The organism is uncultured Bradyrhizobium sp., assembly GCF_936928535.1.
In the GTDB taxonomy this organism is placed as follows: Bacteria; Pseudomonadota; Alphaproteobacteria; order Rhizobiales; family Xanthobacteraceae; genus Bradyrhizobium.
The window spans coordinates 1-18,243 of record NZ_CAKZHY010000145.1; the positions used below are offsets into that span (position 1 = coordinate 1).

The 18,243-nt window shown below is 64.3% G+C and carries 17 protein-coding genes; 9 read left to right on the forward strand and 8 right to left on the reverse strand.

The features are described from left to right. Positions 1-48 precede the first annotated feature (48 nt). The 8 genes from ugpA (at position 49) to Q0687_RS28465 (ending at position 8,276) form a co-directional block, all read left to right on the forward strand. Positions 49-930 carry a sn-glycerol-3-phosphate ABC transporter permease UgpA gene (ugpA, locus tag Q0687_RS28430; protein WP_298884554.1) on the forward strand — a complete coding sequence of 294 codons (882 nt, stop codon included), beginning with the start codon at positions 49-51 and terminating at the stop codon, positions 928-930. 2 nt (positions 931-932) lie between these two features. Then, positions 933-1,781: a sn-glycerol-3-phosphate ABC transporter permease UgpE gene (ugpE, locus tag Q0687_RS28435; RefSeq protein ID WP_298884556.1), complete on the forward strand. Its 849-nt coding sequence runs from the start codon at positions 933-935 to the stop codon at positions 1,779-1,781. Positions 1,782-1,785: 4 nt separating this feature from the next. After that, positions 1,786-2,871: a sn-glycerol-3-phosphate import ATP-binding protein UgpC gene (locus Q0687_RS28440; RefSeq protein ID WP_298884558.1), complete on the forward strand. Its 1,086-nt coding sequence runs from the start codon at positions 1,786-1,788 to the stop codon at positions 2,869-2,871. Positions 2,872-3,092: 221 nt separating this feature from the next. After that, positions 3,093-3,518 (forward strand): Hsp20 family protein, encoded by a 426-nt coding sequence (locus tag Q0687_RS28445; protein ID WP_028180126.1) that lies wholly within the window; start codon positions 3,093-3,095, stop codon positions 3,516-3,518. 50 nt (positions 3,519-3,568) lie between these two features. Beyond that, the gene (locus Q0687_RS28450) at positions 3,569-3,841 is read left to right on the forward strand and encodes a DUF1150 domain-containing protein (RefSeq protein WP_128948788.1); all 273 of its coding nucleotides are present in this window, start codon (positions 3,569-3,571) and stop codon (positions 3,839-3,841) included. A 180-nt stretch (positions 3,842-4,021) separates the two neighbouring features. Continuing rightward, positions 4,022-4,663: a TetR/AcrR family transcriptional regulator gene (locus tag Q0687_RS28455; protein WP_298884579.1), complete on the forward strand. Its 642-nt coding sequence runs from the start codon at positions 4,022-4,024 to the stop codon at positions 4,661-4,663. Beyond that, complete coding sequence (locus Q0687_RS28460) at positions 4,660-7,347, forward strand: molybdopterin-dependent oxidoreductase (RefSeq protein ID WP_298884580.1); 2,688 nt, start codon at positions 4,660-4,662, stop codon at positions 7,345-7,347. Before Q0687_RS28455 ends, Q0687_RS28460 begins: the two co-directional genes overlap by 4 nt. Beyond that, complete coding sequence (locus Q0687_RS28465) at positions 7,344-8,276, forward strand: FAD binding domain-containing protein (RefSeq protein WP_298884582.1); 933 nt, start codon at positions 7,344-7,346, stop codon at positions 8,274-8,276. Before Q0687_RS28460 ends, Q0687_RS28465 begins: the two co-directional genes overlap by 4 nt. Before the next feature lies 1 nt (position 8,277). Here the strand turns inward: Q0687_RS28465 and Q0687_RS28470 are convergent, their stop codons facing one another. Genes Q0687_RS28470 through Q0687_RS28480 form a run of 3 tightly spaced genes read right to left on the reverse strand, consistent with a single transcriptional unit; the run spans position 8,278 to position 11,840 of the window. Next, a complete protein-coding gene (locus Q0687_RS28470; RefSeq protein WP_298884585.1) occupies positions 8,278-9,816 on the reverse strand; it encodes an AMP-binding protein in 1,539 nt (512 codons plus the stop codon). A gap of 54 nt (positions 9,817-9,870) precedes the next feature. After that, positions 9,871-10,998 (reverse strand): DUF5938 domain-containing protein, encoded by a 1,128-nt coding sequence (locus Q0687_RS28475; RefSeq protein ID WP_298884588.1) that lies wholly within the window; start codon positions 10,996-10,998, stop codon positions 9,871-9,873. Between the two features lie 38 nt (positions 10,999-11,036). Further along, on the reverse strand, positions 11,037-11,840 hold the full coding sequence (locus Q0687_RS28480; protein ID WP_298884591.1) for an SDR family oxidoreductase: 804 nt from the start codon (positions 11,838-11,840) through the stop codon (positions 11,037-11,039). A gap of 373 nt (positions 11,841-12,213) precedes the next feature. Between Q0687_RS28480 and Q0687_RS28485 the strand changes: the two genes are divergently transcribed. Further along, positions 12,214-12,849 (forward strand): TetR/AcrR family transcriptional regulator, encoded by a 636-nt coding sequence (locus Q0687_RS28485; protein ID WP_298884594.1) that lies wholly within the window; start codon positions 12,214-12,216, stop codon positions 12,847-12,849. A 51-nt stretch (positions 12,850-12,900) separates the two neighbouring features. Here Q0687_RS28485 and Q0687_RS28490 read toward each other — a convergent pair whose 3' ends face one another. From Q0687_RS28490 to lptB, 5 genes are all read right to left on the reverse strand, one after another. Next, positions 12,901-14,013: a tetratricopeptide repeat protein gene (locus tag Q0687_RS28490; RefSeq protein ID WP_298884595.1), complete on the reverse strand. Its 1,113-nt coding sequence runs from the start codon at positions 14,011-14,013 to the stop codon at positions 12,901-12,903. A 118-nt stretch (positions 14,014-14,131) separates the two neighbouring features. Continuing rightward, positions 14,132-14,593 carry a PTS IIA-like nitrogen regulatory protein PtsN gene (gene ptsN / locus Q0687_RS28495; RefSeq protein WP_008141251.1) on the reverse strand — a complete coding sequence of 154 codons (462 nt, stop codon included), beginning with the start codon at positions 14,591-14,593 and terminating at the stop codon, positions 14,132-14,134. Positions 14,594-14,820: 227 nt separating this feature from the next. Continuing rightward, positions 14,821-15,417, reverse strand: a complete 597-nt coding sequence (gene raiA / locus Q0687_RS28500) for a ribosome-associated translation inhibitor RaiA (protein WP_298884597.1) — start codon at positions 15,415-15,417, stop codon at positions 14,821-14,823. A gap of 84 nt (positions 15,418-15,501) precedes the next feature. Next, positions 15,502-17,127, reverse strand: coding sequence for an RNA polymerase factor sigma-54 (gene rpoN / locus Q0687_RS28505; protein ID WP_298884600.1), 1,626 nt, complete (start codon positions 17,125-17,127; stop codon positions 15,502-15,504). A gap of 90 nt (positions 17,128-17,217) precedes the next feature. Next, positions 17,218-18,222 (reverse strand): LPS export ABC transporter ATP-binding protein, encoded by a 1,005-nt coding sequence (gene lptB, locus Q0687_RS28510; protein WP_298884602.1) that lies wholly within the window; start codon positions 18,220-18,222, stop codon positions 17,218-17,220. Positions 18,223-18,243: the final 21 nt, after the last annotated feature.

An 18,243-nucleotide genomic window follows, 5' to 3' on the forward strand; every position in this document is an offset into this window, starting at 1 on the left:
TGCGGACGGTCCGCAGCCACGACTTTCATAGAGTGAGGCGGGGGCTTCATGGAGAACCGGGCGATATTTTCAGGCAGGCTACTCGCCTGTCTCCTGGTGTTCCCACAGCTTGCGGTCTCCCTGATCTTCTTCTACTGGCCGGCTGCGCAGGCCCTCTGGCAATCCTTCCTGGTGCAGGATGCCTTCGGGCTCTCGACCGAGTTCGTCTGGTTCGAGAACTACGTCAACCTGCTGAAGACGCCCGAATACTATCACGCGGTCGGCACCACGTTCGTGTTCTCGCTGCTGGTCGTGTTCTTCTCTCTTGCGATCGGCCTCCTGCTCGCCGTGATGGCGAACCGCAACATTGCGGGCGTGCAGATCTATCGCACCTTTCTCATCATTCCCTACGCAGTCGCGCCTGCAGTCGCGAGCGTGCTGTTCATCTTCATGTTCCAGCCCGGGCTCGGCATGATCGCGCGCGCGTTGCAGCGTAACGGCATCGACTGGAATCCGGTGCTCAACGGCACGCATGCGATGATCCTCATCGTCATCGTCGCCGTCTGGAACCAGATCAGCTACAATTTCCTGTTCTTTCTCGCCGGCTTGCAGTCGATCCCCAAGAGCGTGATCGAGGCCGCCGCGATCGACGGCGCGCGGCCGATGCGGCGGTTCTGGACCATCGTATTCCCGCTGCTGTCACCGACGACGTTCTTCCTGATCGTCGTCAACATCACCTACGCCTTCTTCAACACGCTCGGCATCATCGATACCGCAACCGAAGGCGGCCCGAACGGCTCCACCTCCACGCTCGTCTACAAGGTTTTCATGGACGGCAAGGCCGGCTCGGACCTCGGCGGCTCGGCCGCGCAATCCGTGATCCTGATGATCATCGTCATCGCGCTGACCGCGATCCAGTTCCGCTACGTCGAAAAGAAGGTCCATTACTGACAATGGTCGAGCATCGACGATTTGGAAATCTGTTGCCGCACCTGGTGCTGATCGCCGGCGTGATCGTGGTCGCCTTCCCGGTCTATCTCGCGATCATCGCCTCCACCCACGACAACTCCGTGATCGCCAACGGCCAGATGCCGCTCTATCCGGGCAGCCATGGGCTGGAGACCTATTGGAACACCATCATGTCCGGCACCGGTCGGACCACGCGCGAGCCGGTTGGCAGCATGCTGGTGTCGAGCTTCATCATGGCGGTCGGTATTGCGCTTGGAAAGATCGCGATCTCGATCATCTCGGCCTACGCCATCGTATTCTTCAACTTCCCGTTCAGGATGGCGACATTCTGGACCATCTTCATCACGCTGATGCTGCCGGTCGAGGTGCGTATTTTCCCGACCTACAAGATCACGTCCGACCTGCACATGCTGGATTCCTATTCCGGCCTGATCCTGCCTCTGATCGCATCGGCGACCGCGACGCTGCTGTTCCGGCAATTCTTCATGACGGTGCCGAAGGAGCTGGTCGAGGCCTCGAAGATGGACGGGGCCGGCCCGATCCGCTTCTTCTTCGATACGCTGCTGCCGCTCTCGGTGACCAACATCGCCGCGCTGTTCGTGATCCTCTTTATCTACGGCTGGAATCAATATCTCTGGCCGCTCCTGATCACGACGCGCGACGACATGCAGACCATCGTGATCGGCATCAAGAAGATTATCGATGTGAAGGACGCACTCACCGAATGGTCGGTCGCGATGGCCACCGCGGTGCTCGCGATGCTGCCGCCGGTGGCGGTCGTCGTGCTGCTGCAACGCCTGTTCGTCAAGGGCCTGATCGAAACGGAGAAATAGGCCCATGGCCAATGTTACGCTGCGCGACGTCAAAAAGGCCTATCCCAACGGCTTCGAGGCCATCAAGGGCGTCGACGTCGATGTGGCCGACGGGCAGTTCTGCGTGCTGGTCGGCCCGTCGGGTTGCGGCAAGTCGACGCTGCTCCGGATGGTCGCGGGGCTCGAGACCATCACCTCCGGCGAGATCAACATCGGCGGCAAGGTCGTGAACCAGGTCGAGCCGGCCGACCGCGACATCGCGATGGTGTTCCAGAACTACGCTCTCTATCCGCATATGAGCGTGTTCAACAACATGGCTTACGGCCTGCGCAATCGCGGCATGAAGGAAGCCGAGATCAAGACCCGCGTCGAGGAGGCCGCGCGCATTCTCGAGCTCGGCACGATGCTCACCCGCAAGCCGGGACAGCTCTCCGGCGGCCAGCGCCAGCGCGTCGCCATGGGCCGCGCCATCGTGCGCCAGCCGAAAGTATTTCTTTTCGACGAGCCGCTGTCGAACCTCGACGCCAAGCTGCGCATCTCGATGCGCGTCGAGATCCGCAAATTGCAGCGCCGGCTCAACGTCACCTCGATCTACGTCACCCACGACCAGCTCGAGGCGATGACACTTGCCGACATCCTCGTCGTGATGAACGGCGGTCAGGTCGAGCAGGTCGGCAATCCGCTCGCGATCTACGAGAAGCCGGCGACCACCTTCGTCGCCTCCTTCATCGGCGCGCCACCGATGAATTTGATGTCGACGCGCCAGGACGAGATCAAGTCGCAGCTCGGCGGCAGCGCGGGCGAGGCCGGCATCCTCGGCATCCGCCCGGAGGATCTCGTCATCACCGACCAGACGCCGTCAGGCGGCGTTGCGCTATCGCTGACGGTGGAAGCGATCGAGCGCGTCGGCGCCGAGACCTTCGTCTACGGCTCGCGCGCACCGGATGAGCAGCGCGTCTCTGCCACGCCGGGCGAGTTGCCGCCGGGCGAGATCATCGTTCGCATCCCCGGAACCGAGGCCCCCGCGATCGGCGCGAAAATTCGTGTCGCCGCCACCCGCAACAAGCTGCATTTGTTCAGCAACGACGGACGGACGCGGATCGAGGCCTGACCGGTTCCAATCCCAATCGCGAAAACAACCCCATGCACAGTAGAAGGGGTTCTGTTTTCATTGGGAGAATCGCCCGCGGAACTCGTCCCCGCGGAAGCAGTGAATCCAAAGCCTCCTGCTACGTGCTTGAACCCATACGGGGATATGCCCATATTGCTGACCAAGGGGTGCCGCAAAGGGCCCTGAAATGCCAAAGTCGCTTCGAGAGGACTTTGTAAACTATGTCTCGTGTTCCAACGCTTTCCAGTCCGTTCCTTTTGGGCTTCGACGAAATCGAGCGCGTGCTTGATCGCGTCGTCAAAGGCGCCGACGGCTACCCTCCCTACAATATCGAGAGGTGTGGCGGATCGGACGGCCAGCCCGAGCGCTTGCGCATCACGCTGGCGGTCGCCGGTTTCACCCGCGACCAACTCGATGTAACCATTGAGGAAAACCAGCTCGTGATCCGCGGGCGGCAGCAGGACGACAAGTCCCGGCAATACATCCATCGCGGCATCGCCGCGCGCCACTTCCAGCGCACCTTCGTGCTGGCGGAGGGGATGCTGGTGCTGGGTGCGGATCTGAAGAACGGGCTGTTGTCGATCGATCTTGCCCGGCCTGAACCGGAGAGGATCGTTAAGACAATCGCTATCAATGAGCACGAATAATGGAACGAGTAGCGGACTCGACCGCTTAGTTTCCCAGAGGAGTCGAGACCATGAGTGAAGGTCACGTTGCGTTCGAATACGAAGCCAAGAATGTCTCGCCCGAGACGCTGGCAAACCTCGGCGAAGGCCATATCGCCTATGTGAAGCAGATCCGCTCCGAGGATGTGCCCGGCCTGTTCCCCGAAGCCCCGAAGATTGCGCCCGGCCTCAAGCTGTTCGCGCTCCACGCCGCCGACGGCACGCCGATCATGCTGACCGACAGCCGCGAAGCCGCGGTCGCCAACGCCTGGAGCAACGAGCTGCAAGCCGTCAGCGTGCACTGAGCGCGACAAGCGTCACGAAGAGAGTTTTGAGCGGGCATGCCTTCGCAAGAAGGCATGCCCGTTTTCATTTGAGAGGTGAGGCTTCACACCCTCTGCCGAGGGCCCCGCCTGGCATGCGCGCACGGAACCGTCATCGATCCGTGATTTGACATTTCATTCACTTTTGTCAAATCTGACAAAATGCAGGCCAAGGCCCCTCCCCAGGACCGCATCCTCGACGCCGCCATGCGGGTGTTCCGGCGCCACGGCTTCCGCCGCTCCTCGATCGAGCAGGCGGCGGAGGAAGCCGGACTGACGCGGCAGGCGCTCTATCATCACTTCGCCTCCAAGGAGGCGCTGTTTCGCGCCGTGCTCGAGCGGCTCTACGAGCAGGGGCTCGCTGCCGAAATCGCGGCGGCGAAGGCAGCGGAAGAAGCCGGCCTCGAGCTTGCCGACATCCTGGTCGCCGAGATCGGCGCGCGGATGCGGTCGCTGCTCGCTTCGCTCGAGGACTCGCCCCATACCGAGGAGCTGTTTTCCGAGCACCTCGCGCAGGCGCGCGACCTCTACCAGAGCTATTCCAACCGTTTCGCCGACGAGATCGCAGCGACGATCGCGCGGGTGTGCCGCAAGCGAAAGCTCACGCTCGAAAGCGGCGTCAGCGTGCGCGAGCTCGCGCGCTGCGTCGAGATGGCGATCCACGGCACCAAATCCGCTTTCCCTTCCATGCAGCCGGTCGACGCGTTCCTGAAACAGCTCGAAACCATGCTGCGCATGCTGATCGCCGGCGCGATGGCGCCTCCTGCGAAGAAGTCCCCACGCAAAACGGGAGTTCGAAAATGACCACCACGACCGTCAATGGAAAGCCTACGGCGCTCCCCGACGATCCGGATGCGCTGTTGATCGACGTGATCCGCGATGGCGGCCTCACCGGCACCAAACTCGTCTGCGGCTCCGGCGTCTGCGGCGCCTGCACGGTGCTGCTCGACGGCACGCCAATCGTGAGCTGCCTGTTGCCGGCGCAGGCGGCCGCCGGCAAATCGCTGACGACCATCGAGGGCATAGGTAGCACCGGATTGCATCCGGTGCAGAAGGCGTTCATGGCGCACGATGCCCTGCAATGCGGCTTCTGCACGCCCGGCTTTATCATCGAAGCCACCGCCTTCCATGACGGCTGGCGCGCGACCAAGGGCACGGCGACGCCCTCGCGCGAGGAGATCGCCGCGGCGCTATCGGGACATCTCTGCCGCTGCGGCGCCTATGAAGGCATCTATCGCGCCGTCGCCGAAGCATGCTCAGGCCGCTTCGACGGCAGCGATCCCATCGCGCCACGTCTGGAAGCCCGCGACAAGGTGACGGGACTGGCGCGCTACACCGTCGACATCCAGCATGACGGCCAGCTCGAAGGCGTGATCCTGCGCGCACACGTCGCGCATGCGAAGATCACCGGCCTTGATCTGGCGCCCGCGCGCGCCATTCCCGGCGTCGCCGCGGTCGTTCCGCTGCTGGACGACGACAACATGATCCGCTTCGTCGGCGCGCCGATTGCCGCCGTCGCCGCGAAAGACCGACACACCGCACTAAAGGCGATCGCCGCAATCACCTTCAAGCCCGAGCCTTTACCCGCGGTGATCGGGCTCGATGCAGCGCGACGCGACGATGCGCCCGTCGTGTTCGAAAAGAAGGATCGCAAGCGTGCCGGCAACGTGTCCGAGGGCGCCGGCGGCGCGCCGGTATCGTGGAAGGGCAATGTGCGCGGGCCGTCGGCGCCGTTCTCGCAAAAGGCCAAGCAGGCCAAGAGCTGGCTCGCCGAGGCGCGCCAGCAAGGCAATCCGCTACTGGTCGAGGAAACCTTCCGCGTCTCGACGCAACAGCACGCAAGCCTCGAACCGCATGCCGCCGTGGCCAAATTCGATGGCGATCAGCTCATTGTGCACATCTCGACCCAGGCCATTCACGAGAGCATGGAGAAGATCGCCAAGCGTTACGGCCTTCCGCACGACAAGGTGCGTGTGATCGCCGATCATGTCGGCGGCGGGTTCGGCTCCAAGGGCAGCGTTGGGCTGGAGACCATCGCCGCGATCGAGCTTGCGCGCGCCGCCAAGGCGCCGGTTCGTGTCGCCTTCGACCGCGAGGAGGAGCTTTCCGTCGCCGGCTATCGTCCGGCCGCCGAGCTGAAGCTGTCCTTGCTGCCTTCGACGGAAGGCCGCCTCAAGGCACTGTCGCTCACCGCGCATGCCGACACGGGCGCTGCCGTGAACTCGCTGATCGCGGGCCTGGCGCGGCTGATCTATCCGGCCGAAGCAAAGGAGCTCGTCGACTTCGACGTGCTCAGCAATTTGCCGCCCGGCGCGCCGTTCCGCGGCCCCGGCGGTCCGCCGATGTCGTTTGCGCTGGAGCAGGCGGTCGACGAAGCGGCGCTGCGCATGAAGGTCGATCCGATTCACCTGCGCAAACAGTGGGACACGGATCCAAACCGCCAACGACTTTATGACTGGGCCGCCGGCCTCGATGTCTGGAAGAACCGCAAGCCGGCCGGCTCGCAGACCGGACGCTACCGGCGCGGCGTCGGTGTCGCCACCGGCTACTGGCTCTATCTCTGGCAGACCGGCTCCTCGGTCGAGCTCGCGATCAAGGGCGGCCGCATCGTCGCAAGCTGCGCGGTGCAGGATATCGGCACGGGCACGCGCAGCGTGATCGCGAACACCGTCGCGAAGGCGTTCGACCTCGAGCCGCAGGACGTGGAAGTTCGCATCGGCCGCTCCAACCTGCCGCCCGGACCGGGCTCCGGCGGCAGCCGCGTCACCGCTTCGGTGGTGCCGCCGACCCTGCTCGCCATCGACAAGCTGAAAGCGGAAATCAAGCGCACCGCGTCTCGCGCACCTGCTCCGGGCTCGAACGCGCCGTGGCGCGAAATGATCGCCGCTTCTCCTGATATCGCCGTGTCGGCGAAACGCCAGGAGGACGGCGAGCCGCCGCCCGGCGTCAGGCCCGCGCTGCACGAGGCAGGCATCATGGGCCGGGTGTTCGGTTGGGTGCTGCGCCTGATGAACCACATGGTGGTCGGCGCCGGCGTACCGAGCTCGGTGCAGGTGATGGAGGTGGAAGTCGACACCTGGCTCGGCCATGTGCGCGTGCTCAACGCTTATACGGGTCTGGCCATCGGCAAGCTCGCCGCGCCGATGCTGGCGCGAAGCCAGGCCGCAGGCGCGGTCATCCAGGGCATCGGCTACGCGCTCTATGAAACGCGGGAGACCGATCCCTCAAGTGGCCACATCCTGAGCGGCAGCATGGAGGATTATCGTATCCCCGGGATTGCCGACATGCCGAAACTGGAAGTGCATTTCGACGAGGCCGGTTTCGAGCATGTGCCGGGCGGCAGCGTCGGCATCGGCGAAGTCGCCACCGTGCCGACCTCGTCCGCGATCGCCAATGCCATCCGCGATGCGATCGGCGTGAGACTGACCGAAATTCCGTTCCGGCCCGATCGTCTGGTGGCCGCCCTGAAAGGGAGGGATGCAGCATGAGTGTCGCCGTCACGACCGCCAAACCCACTGCAAAGCCCGCGCCCGAATTCCGCGCCGGAGGCACCGACTTCAGCGAACGCCGCCGCAGCGGCGTGTCGCAGGGAGCGCCGATCGATATTTCGGCCGCGGGCTCCAAGGCGATCACCTGGGACGCCGACGGCGCAGCCCTGATCGGCGCGCTTGCCACCATCGCCACGATCGCGACGGACGCGCGCATCGCCGCTGCCTATCCCGGGATTGCGGCGAGCGCGCAAGGCCTCGCCACGCCACAGGTGCGCCAGGTTGCAACGCTCGGCGGCAATCTCGCGCAGCGTTCGCGCTGCTGGTATTTCCGCCGCGCCGACATCGATTGTTTGAAGAAAAGCGGCAGCACCTGCCCTGCCCGGTCTGGCAATCATCTCTACGGCGTTGCGTTCGATCTCGGGCCTTGCGTCGCGCCGCATCCCTCGACCATGGCGGCGGCTCTACTCGCTTATGATGCAACCGTCACCACCGACCGGCGCAGCGCGTTGACGATTGCCGGCCTGCTCGGCGATGGATCGGTCTCGCACGCCGATCATACACTCGCAGCAGGCGAGATGATCGAGAGCATTGCGCTTCCTGCTCCGCTCGCGGGCGAGCGCGCTTCCTACAAGCGCGCGATCAGCCGGACCTATGCGGAATGGCCGCTGGTGGAGCTCTGCGCCCGCGTCGTGATCGCCGACGGCAGGTTCCAGCTCGTGCGTCTCGCTGCCGGCGGTGTCGCGCCCGTGCCGCTTCGCCTCACGGCCACGGAAGTCGCGCTCAGTGGCAAGGCTGCGAATTCGGCATCGATCGCAGAAGCGGCGAAAGCAGCGACCTCGGGCGCCAAACCATTGCCGATGACGGCCTACAAGCTCGATCTTCTGCAAGGGCTGGTGCGCGACGTGCTGGAGCGGCTTTCGGATTAGGCTAGCCGCCAGAGCGACCCGCGAGCCGCGCGCGGATATCCGGCTTCAGCACCTTGCCGACCTTGGAACGCGGCAGGTCATCCCAGATCTCGATCTGCTTCGGCGCCTTGACGCTACCGATCTGTGCCTTGACGAAGGCGGCAAGCGCCACCGCATCGACGCTTTGGCCGGCGCGGGGCTGCACTACGGCAACGATCCGCTCACCCCACTTCTCGTCCGGAAGGCCGATGACGGCGCAATCCTGCACGGCCTCATGGGCCCGCAGCGCGTTCTCGACCTCGATCGAATAGACGTTGAAGCCGCCGGTGATGATCATGTCCTTGGCGCGGTCGACGATGTAGAGATAACCTGTGGCGTCGATGTAGCCGATGTCGCCGGTGTGGTGCCAGCCATGTGCCGATGCTTCGGCGGTGGCCTGCGGATTCTTGTAATAGCCGTCCATCACCAGCGAGCCGCGCACCACGATCTCGCCGCGCGCGCCTGATGGCAGCAAATTGCCGTCGCCATCCATGATGCCGGCCTGCACCAGCGGGCTGATGCGCCCGGCCGAGGCGAGGCGCTCCATCGCGATGGTGCCGTCGGCATTGTAGTGCTCGTCGGGCGCCATCATCGAGATCATCATCGGCGCCTCGGTCTGGCCGAACAACTGCGCCATCGGTCCGATGCGTCGCAGCGCCTCCGCAAGCCGCGTCGCGGAGATCGGTGCCGCGCCGTACCAGAAGCATTGCAGCGACCCGAGCTTCGCTGTGTCGAGCTTGGGATGATCAAGCAACATGTAGATCACGGTCGGCGGCAGGAAGGTGTGCGTGACCTCGTAGCGCTCGATCAGATCGAGGAATTCGGCGATGTCTGGGTGATGCATGATCACGATGCGACCACTGAGCGCCATGATCGGGAAACACAGCACGCCGGCCGCGTGGGTGAGCGGCGCCAGCGCGAGATAGACCGGACGGCCCTTGAAGGGATAGCCCATCAGCGTGAGCGCCGTCATCGCCTCGATATTGCGGCCCGACAGCATGACCCCCTTGGGTTTGCCGGTGGTGCCGCCGGTGCCGGGAATCATCGCGAGATCGTCGATCGTCTCGCGCTGGTAGGGACCGTCGGCGAGGCCGGCGAGCCAGCCGTCGAACGAGGGCGCGAAAGGCAATTCGGCATCGAGGCAGACGAGGGCGCGGAGCTTCGGTAGCTCCGCACGCACCGCTTCGACCATCGGTGCGAAGCTCGAATGAAACAGCAGCAGGCTGCAGTCGAATTGGTCGAGGATGATCCGGTTTTCGGCCGCCTCGTTGCGCGGATTGATCGGGCACCAGACCGCGCCCGCGCGGGAAATGCCGAACACGCAGGCAAACGCGACGGGATCGTTGCCGGACAGAATCGCAACCTTCTCGCCGGGCGCGATGCCTGATCGGTCGAGCCCGCGCGCGACGCGATAGCTCAGCTGCTGGACCGCGCCATAGCTGAGATCGCGCCCGTCCATGGTCAGGCACGGCGCATCGGCGCCGAGCGAGGCGCCCTTGTCGAGATAGTCGATGAACCGCATGGTCGATCTCGCGATGAGGCGGGTGGCGCGTACCGGCGCCACCCGCGATCAAGTTTAGTCGTGGACCGTCAGAACAGGCTTGCTGACCAGACCAAAACTGCGCAATTGCCCGAGCAGCTCGTGATGGCCGAACGCCTGGCAGCCGGAAGCGAAGCCGACGCGCTTGGGCGGCTGCTGCAGCAGATGCGCCGCGGCATAGGCCTGCAACATGCCGGTCTGCTTGTAGTTGCTGTTGCCGTTGATGACGCAGTGCGCGCGCCCGAGCGGGCCGGAGGCATGCACCGAATCCAGCGACTTGTTGACGCGCGGGTTCTCGCGCGGCGGCATCGTGTTCATCACGCTGGCCGCGGTCTGCGCCAACGCGGCGTAACGGTCGTCGGGGTTCATGTTCTTGGTCGCCTCCAGCGCGCCGGCGACGATCTGCGGCACGCCCAGCATCAGCGCGCGGTTGAACACGCCGCCCAGCACCTTCACGTTGGCCACGCGCGGATCGCGCTTGAACCACACCGGGTGCGAGGTGCCGCCCCAGGGCAGCGCCAGCGCCAGCTCGTGCTGACCGGGGATGGCGAGGTTGTAGAGGCCGGCATCCGCCTGATGCTCGACGTATTTGTTCTGCTCGAGATAGTAGGCCTTGGCCATCGCGGCGTTGACCAGGATGGTCTGCGTCGAGGCGATGGTCGGGCTGCCGCCCCAGAACACGGCGATATCGAGCGTGTCGAGGCCTGGGGTCTCCAGGCACAGTTGGGCTGCGATCTCGCCGGTGGTGTACATCTGCGCGATGCCCGGCGCGAGCAGCAGGCCGGCGTTCGCGAAGCCTTTGCCGAACTCCTGATCGAGCGTAATCAGCCAGTCCTGCTCGCCGGTGGTGTCGGTGTAATGGCATTTGGCGGCAAGGCACGCCTGCACCACCTCCGTGCCGAACTTGGCGAAGGGGCCCACGGTGTTGAGCACCACCGAGGCGCCCCTGAACAATTCAGTCAGCGCCGCCACCGTATGCGGCACCGTCACTACCTCGTAATCGGCGGTCTCGATGCCGGCCACGTTCGACTTCATTGCGGCCTTGAGCTTCTCTTCGCTGCGCCCGGCGGCGATGAAGGGGATGTTGTATTCGCGTAAGTATTCGCAGACCAGCCGACCGGTGTAGCCGGACGCGCCGTAGACGATGACGGGCTTCTTGCTCATTGCGATCCTCCTGACAGGTTGTTGTTGGTTGCCCGCGCTCACATGCCCATGCCGCCATCAACCGGCAGTCCGATGCCGGTGATGAAGCGCGCCTCGTTCGAGCACAGGAACACCGCGGCGTCGGCGATGTCGCCGACCTCCGCGAGCTTGCCGAGCGGCGTCTGCTCCACCACCGAGCCGACCGCGGCGTTGACGTCGGGCGCGAGCCCGATCTTCACGATGTCGTTGGCCAGCTGCATACCCATGTCGGTCGGGATCAGGCCGGGGTAGATGCAGTTGACGCGCACGCCATAGCCGAGCTTGCCGGCTTCCATCGCGCCAACCCGCGTCATGCGATCGACCGCGGATTTGGTGCCGGAATAGACTGCGATGCTCGGGAACGCGATGGTGGCCGCAACCGAAGCGATGTTGACGACGGCGCCACCCTTGCCGGCGGGCCCGCCCGGACGCATCGCGCGGAACGCATGCTTCATGCCGAGCACGGTGCCGACGATGTTGACCTCGCACATCCGCCGCGCGTCCTCGGCCTTCACCTCCGAGATCAGCGACGTGATCTCGATGCCGGCATTGTTGATGAGGATGTCGTAGCCGCCGAGGGTGGCGACCGTCGCAGCGGCCGCTTTCTCCCACTGCGCATCGTCGGTGACGTCGATATGCACGAAGCCGGTCTTCACACCGAGCCTGGCGATCTGGCCGGCGCTGTCCTTGCCAACGTCATCGAGGATGTCGCCGATCATGACCGACGCGCCGGAGCGCGCCAGCGCCTGTGCAATAGCAGCGCCTATCCCGCGGGCTCCGCCGGTGACCAGGGCTTTGCGGCCATCAAGACTCTTCTCACTCATCGCACGTCCTCCCTTTGCTGATCTCTTGAGATCCCTTGGACTGGTTTTTCGCTGATGATCGGTGCGTGCTGCGCTTCGCAGCACGGTGCCGGTGCAGTGGCGCAAGCGGCATGCGAGTCCGTTCCGGCGGCGCGGCGCCGGTGGGTGCATTTCCTCCATGTGTGGGACGTCTTGACGACTGTCCAAATTCTTAAGGCGCACACTCCGCCCGGAGCTTGACAGTTGTCAAGATAAAAATTTGACAGTTGTCAAAGAGAATGGTCTGTATTGTTTGAGCATCATCTTTTCGGAAAACCGCTTCACCTTTTTCCGGATCATGCTCTACGACGGACGACGTGATCGTCATGACCAAGAGACGGGAGACAGCGCGACAATGGCGCGGCGGGCGACAGGAGCTGTGAAGCGTGAGGCCGTGGTGGAGGTCGTGCGGGACGACAAGTTCAACGCCCGGCGCATCGAGCTTGCGGAAGCCGCGCTCGAAACCCTGGGCGAGCTTGGCTTCGCGCGCACCAGCCTGCGCGAGATCGCGCAGAACTCGGCCTTCACGCACGGCGTGTTCCACTACTATTTCAGCGACAAGCTCGACCTGATCTGCTGCTGCGTCCGGCACTACAAGGCGAAGTGCGTCACGCGATATGACGAGGTGGTCGCGACCGCAACGAGCCGCGACGAATTGACGGAGGGCTTCCTCGCCAAGCTCGCAGCGACACTGCAAAGCGAAGCCCGCATGCACCGTCTCTGGTACGATTTGCGCTCGCAGGCGATGTTCGAGGCGGCGTTTCGCAAGGACGTCCTCGAGATCGACAAGAGCCTGGAGGCCATGATCTGGCGCATAGCCTCGCGCTATGCCGAGCTCGGCAACAAGCGGCCGGCATCGTCACCGGCCGCGCTCTATGCGCTGTTTGATGGCCTGTTCCAGAGTGCGCTGCTCAAGCACCTCGCTGACGACAGGACGGCGGTTCCCGAATTGCTCGACGAAGTCCGGCGCCTGCTGCCGACGGTCTGCTGACGCGCGAGCGGCGCCTCCAGGCAGGGCCGCAGCCATGCAACGCTCCCCGCGTCACTTCAGAAAGCCAAGCCCTTCGCGGGCTGTGTCCATGGCCCATTTGTCCGAAGGTGGCAGCGCGAGCACGCTGTTGAAATCCGCGCGCGCATGCTTGGCGTCGGACATCATCATGTAGAGCAGACCCCTGTTGGCCAGAACATCCTGGTTTTTGGGATCGAGTCGAAGCGCCTCGTTGTAGTCGGCGAGTGCGCGGTCGTGCTGTCCCATGTCCCGAAACACACCGGCGCGATCCTTGTAGACCTCCAGATTCCCCGGCTGTAACCGAATCGCTTGGTCGAAATCGGCAAGAGCACGTTTGTCATCGCCCTTCCTGTGCAGGACGACGGCGCGAACGAGATAGGCTCTTTCGAAAGACGGCATGATCCTGGTGACGTCATCCAGCTCCCGGATGGTGTTGTCGGCATCGTCCTTTTTCAGGAACACCATGGCCCTGCAATAGTGGCCGCCGGCACTTCCGGGCTCGAGACGGACGGCGCTGTTGCAGTCATCAAGAGCTGCATCGATCTCGCCCTTGTTGAGACGAATGGTGCTGCGCAGCTCGTAGGGCCAGGCTGCCGCCGGATTACGCTGCATCGCCTCGCTGTAATCGTCCACGGCGCGATCGGTGTCGCCCTTCGCCGCATAGACCTGCCCGCGCATGACGAACGCACGGTAAGCCTGCTTGGGGCTGCGCTCGATGACCTCGGTGAAACCCACCATCGCACGGTCGAAATCGCGGCTGTTGAAATATTCCTCGGCGCGCGAGTTGTACGAAGGTCCATAGCCGGGATCGAGGCGTATGGCCTCGTTGTAATCAGCCATCGCGTGATCGCGATCGCCTTTCGCGGAATAGGCGCGCCCACGGCAATTGTAGGCCCGCCCGAAATTGGGATCGATCCGGATCGCGGCGTTGCAATCGTCGAAGGCACGATCCTTGTCGTGCTTCAGGTAATAGGCCTCGCCGCGCAGCTCGTAGGCCGCCGCATTGGTCGGGTCGGCCGCAATGATCTCGGTCTTCTCGGCGATGACCCGGTCGTTCGACGCGTCGTCAGCATGGGCCATTGCCGTGGCGGCGATGGTGACCGAGCCAAGCAGGCCGAAGACCCGGCCGATCGAACCGCAATTCATGTCGTAAAATCCCCGCGCCGAAATCGTGCCGGTCGCAGGTGACCATGATGGCGAAATATGCCAGCGCCCGGCTGCCAATAAGTCGCAGACGGTGCGGCGTGGGTTCGAACGGGAAGAGTTACGCCGCGGTTGCCGGCGGCAGGGCGAGCACCGAATAGATCGCCTGGGCATCGCGCGAGGCGCGGAGCTTCTTGGCGATGTCCTGGTCGCGGAGCAGGCGCGCGATGCGGGCGAGCGCCTTCAGATGATCGGCGCCGGCGCCTTCGGGCGCGAGCAGCAGGAAGACGAGATCGACCGGCTGACCGTCCATCGCCTCGAAATCGATCGGGCGATCCAGGCGGGCGAACAGACCGAAGATCTTCTCGAGCTTGGGCAGCTTGCCGTGAGGGATGGCGACGCCATAGCCGACCGCGGTGGTGCCGAGCTTCTCGCGCTGGAGCAGCACCTCGAACACGGAGCGCTCGTTCTGGCCGGTGAGTTCGGCGGCCTTGGCCGCGAGCTCCTGGAGCGCCTGCTTCTTGCTGTTGACCTTCAATGCCGGGAGAATCGCCTCGGGGGCGACCAGATCGGTAATCGGCATGGAAGTGTTCCGAGGTGAATTAAACCGTCAGGTTCCGAATTGGCCGTCTCGCTAGACGCGAGCCCGACCGGCGTCAAGAAGGTCAAGCAGGAGGGGGACTTAGCCCCGGTCCTGATGTGGGGCGCTTCTACTCCAACGCAATCCCGGTGCCAACTCCTGCGTGCGGCTTTGCCACGGTCATTGTTAAGACCTGTGGTTGATACGGGGTCACCCCGGACAAGCCCTAATCACACCGATTTGGCGCCCGGCGGGTCGATCCAGCCGACATTCCCGTCGGCCCGGCGGTAGATGATGTTCACCCGGCCGGAGGAACCATGCTGGAATACCAGGCAGGGCGCCCCGCTGAGGTCGAGTTCCATGACGGCCTCGCTGACCGACAGCTGCCGCAGCGAGGTCGTGGCCTCGGCAATGATCACAGGGCTGTAGCCGGTGACCTCGTCCTCGTCGTCGCCCTCGCCAGGGGCCTCGAGCACGTAGGCGGTGGCGTCGAGCGCGGCCAGCGCCGCGGAGGCGACATGGGCCTTGCGGGCCGAACGGTCCTTGAGCCGGCTCTTGTAGCGCTTGAGGCGCTTCTCGATCATGATCAGGGCCTGGTCGGCACTGGCATAGGCATCCTGCGCATTCGAATCGGCTTCCAGCGTAATCCCGGAATCCAGATGCAGCGCGCAGTCGGTACGGAAGCCGAGGCCGTCCTTGCTGAGCGTGATGTGGCCGGAATAATTGCCGTCGAAATATTTACGCAGGACCTCTTCGGTCCGGTCGGTCACGCGGCCGCGAAGGGCCTCACCGACGCTAACGCTCTTGCCCGAGATCCGAAGAGTCATGTGATGCCTCGCTTGGTTCAATTGGCCTAGCTTGGATCGGTCGCGATGGGGGGAGGAGAGTAGCGCGATTTCGCGCCAGCGCAATCACGCCGGTTCAGTGTTGCGGGAGCGATCGGGCATTGCGGTGGAAAGGACGTTACCAAGAGCGCTCTGCTTGTCGCGACGGCGTTGCACCGAGGACGGAATGCGCATGGCTTCGCGGTACTTCGCGACCGTGCGACGGGCAATATCAATGCCCGAAGCGCGCAAGCGTTCCACGATGGTATCATCCGACAGGATCGCAGCAGGCGCTTCCGAATCGATCAACTGCTTGATGTGGTGACGCACGGCTTCGGCCGAATGCGCCTCGCCGCCGTCGGCGGAGGCGATCGAGGCCGTGAAGAAATATTTCAACTCGAATGTGCCGCGATTTGTCGCCATATATTTGTTGGCGGTGACGCGCGACACCGTGGATTCATGCATCTGGATGGCGTCGGCAACGGCCTTCAGATTCAGCGGCCGCAGATGCGCGACACCATGGGTGAAGAAGCCGTCCTGCTGCCGCACGATCTCGGTCGCGACCTTCAGGATGGTGCGGGCGCGCTGGTCGAGCGCGCGCACCAGCCACGTCGCGTTCTGCAGCGCATCGGTGAAATACGACTTGTCGCCGTCCTTGCCGATCTTCTTCGACAGCTCGGAGTAATAGGTCTGGTTGACCAGCACGCGCGGCAGGGTGTCGCTGTTGAGCTCGACATGCCAGCCGCCATCGGGACCCGGGCGGACATAGACGTCGGGCACCATGGTCTGAAGCCGCGCCGAGCCGAACTTCATGCCCGGCTTGGGATTGAGCCGCCTGATCTCGCCGATCATGTCGGCGATGTCCTCGTCGTCGACGCCGCAGAGCTTGCGCAGGGACACGATGTCGCGCTTGGCGAGGAGATCGAGATGCTCGACGAGGGCCTGCATCGCCGGATCGTAGCGGTCGAGCTCGCGGAGCTGGATCGCCAGGCACTCGCTGAGAGATCGCGCGCAGACGCCGGGCGGATCGAACTTTTGCAGCACGGCAAGAACGTCCTCGACGTCCTCTTGCGTCGCGCCAAGCCGCTCGGCTGCCCCGCCGAGATCGGGCGGCAGATAGCCGGCCTCGTCGACGAGGTCGATCAGATACTGCCCGATCATGCGCTGCGCCGCGCCGGTGAAGGCCACCGACAGCTGCTCGGCGAGATGGTCGGAGAGCGTCATCTCCGCGGCGACGAAGGCTTCGAGATTGTAGTCCTCGTCACCGGAGGCGCCGCCGCCCCATTCGGTGTAGGTGGTCGGCGCGGCGTCCTGGGCGTTGCGCGCGGCAGCCTCTGCCGGTTCCTCGGAGAAGACGTTGTCGAGGCCCGTATCGAGGGTCTGCTCGATCTCGGCGCGGGAGCCGAGATCCTTGCTCATCCATTCTTCCTGGCCGGGCTCGAAGGCGTCGCCGCTGCCGCCAAAGCCGTCATCGACGCCCTGATTGCCTGAATCTTCGCCATCGTGATCGCTGAACTGGCCGGCCTCGGCCGGCGCCTCGCCGGGGGCCTCGTCATTGGCCCGCTCCAGCAGGGGGTTACGCTCGAGTTCCTCTTCCACGAAGGTCGTGAGATCGAGATTCGACAGCTGCAGCAGCTTGATCGCCTGCATCAGCTGCGGCGTCATGACCAGCGACTGGGATTGCCGGAACTCTAATCTCTGCGTCAGCGCCATCTAACAAGAACCGTTCCCGAAAATTGGTCCGATTCTTGCTTATCTTAGTCCCAGCCCGATGTACACGCCTTGACTCAATGGAAAAAAGGGCTAGAGGCGGAATTCCTCGCCAAGGTAAAGGCGGCGGACATCCGGGTCCGCGACGATCTCGTCCGGGCTTCCCTCCGTCAAGATTTCACCGGCATAGACGATATAGGCGCGATCGGTCAGGCCGAGCGTCTCGCGGACATTGTGGTCGGTGATCAAGACGCCGATGCCGCGATTGGTGAGGTGGCGGACGAGGTCCTGAATGTCGCCCACCGCGATCGGATCGATGCCCGCGAACGGCTCGTCGAGCAGCATGTAGTTCGGGCGCGTTGCCAGTGCGCGCGCGATCTCGACGCGGCGGCGCTCACCGCCCGACAGCGCGATCGAGGGCGATTTCCTTAAGCGCGTGATGTTGAATTCGTCGAGCAGCGAGTCGAGCTGCTGCTCGCGCTTCTTGCGCGAGGGCTCGACGACTTCGAGCACCGCGCGGATGTTCTGCTCGACCGTGAGGCCGCGGAAGATCGAGGCTTCCTGCGGCAGATAGCCGATGCCGAGCCGCGCGCGCTGATACATCGGCAGCTTGGTGACGTCGTGGCCGTCGAGCTCGATCGCACCGCGATCGGCCTTGATCAGGCCGGTGATCATGTAGAACACGGTGGTCTTGCCGGCGCCGTTCGGACCGAGCAGGCCGACCGCTTCGCCGCGGCGCACATAGATGCTGACGCCGCGCACGACCTGGCGGCTGCCGAAACTCTTTTCCACGCTATGCACAGCCAGAAAACCCGGCCGCCGCAACAATTGCGGCCCGCCCGCCCTGCCATTGGACTTGGCACCGGATCTGGCCTGGGGAGGCTGGGTCGCCGCCGGCCTTTGCCGCGGCGGGGCCTCGACGCCGTAGGGATCCGAGCTCTGCACGGGCTGATCACGGGCGATCGGCGGCGCATCCCTGACAGGGCTCGGCACGAGCCCCCCCATGCTGCCATCGAGCGCCGTGATGTCCTGACGGGCAAATCCTGGCCGGCCGCGCTTGGCGGGGCGCCGTCGGAACATGCTGAAGAGATCGACCATCCCCGCCTTCTAGCCTTTCAC

Bases quoted from the DNA above. Each gene is read 5' to 3' on its own strand.
- Q0687_RS28455 (WP_298884579.1), top strand. From the start codon at position 4,022: ATGCAGGCCAAGGCCCCTCCCCAGGACCGCATCCTCGACGCCGCCATG.
- Q0687_RS28445 (WP_028180126.1), top strand. From the start codon at position 3,093: ATGTCTCGTGTTCCAACGCTTTCCAGTCCGTTCCTTTTGGGCTTCGAC.
- Q0687_RS28485 (WP_298884594.1), top strand. From the start codon at position 12,214: ATGGCGCGGCGGGCGACAGGAGCTGTGAAGCGTGAGGCCGTGGTGGAG.
- Q0687_RS28450 (WP_128948788.1), top strand. From the start codon at position 3,569: ATGAGTGAAGGTCACGTTGCGTTCGAATACGAAGCCAAGAATGTCTCG.
- raiA (WP_298884597.1), bottom strand. From the start codon at position 15,417: ATGACTCTTCGGATCTCGGGCAAGAGCGTTAGCGTCGGTGAGGCCCTT.
- lptB (WP_298884602.1), bottom strand. From the start codon at position 18,222: ATGGTCGATCTCTTCAGCATGTTCCGACGGCGCCCCGCCAAGCGCGGC.
- Q0687_RS28475 (WP_298884588.1), bottom strand. From the start codon at position 10,998: ATGAGCAAGAAGCCCGTCATCGTCTACGGCGCGTCCGGCTACACCGGT.
- ptsN (WP_008141251.1), bottom strand. From the start codon at position 14,593: ATGCCGATTACCGATCTGGTCGCCCCCGAGGCGATTCTCCCGGCATTG.
- Q0687_RS28440 (WP_298884558.1), top strand. From the start codon at position 1,786: ATGGCCAATGTTACGCTGCGCGACGTCAAAAAGGCCTATCCCAACGGC.
- Q0687_RS28470 (WP_298884585.1), bottom strand. From the start codon at position 9,816: ATGCGGTTCATCGACTATCTCGACAAGGGCGCCTCGCTCGGCGCCGAT.
- Q0687_RS28480 (WP_298884591.1), bottom strand. From the start codon at position 11,840: ATGAGTGAGAAGAGTCTTGATGGCCGCAAAGCCCTGGTCACCGGCGGA.
- Q0687_RS28465 (WP_298884582.1), top strand. From the start codon at position 7,344: ATGAGTGTCGCCGTCACGACCGCCAAACCCACTGCAAAGCCCGCGCCC.
- ugpE (WP_298884556.1), top strand. From the start codon at position 933: ATGGTCGAGCATCGACGATTTGGAAATCTGTTGCCGCACCTGGTGCTG.
- ugpA (WP_298884554.1), top strand. From the start codon at position 49: ATGGAGAACCGGGCGATATTTTCAGGCAGGCTACTCGCCTGTCTCCTG.
- Q0687_RS28490 (WP_298884595.1), bottom strand. From the start codon at position 14,013: ATGAATTGCGGTTCGATCGGCCGGGTCTTCGGCCTGCTTGGCTCGGTC.
- rpoN (WP_298884600.1), bottom strand. From the start codon at position 17,127: ATGGCGCTGACGCAGAGATTAGAGTTCCGGCAATCCCAGTCGCTGGTC.
- Q0687_RS28460 (WP_298884580.1), top strand. From the start codon at position 4,660: ATGACCACCACGACCGTCAATGGAAAGCCTACGGCGCTCCCCGACGAT.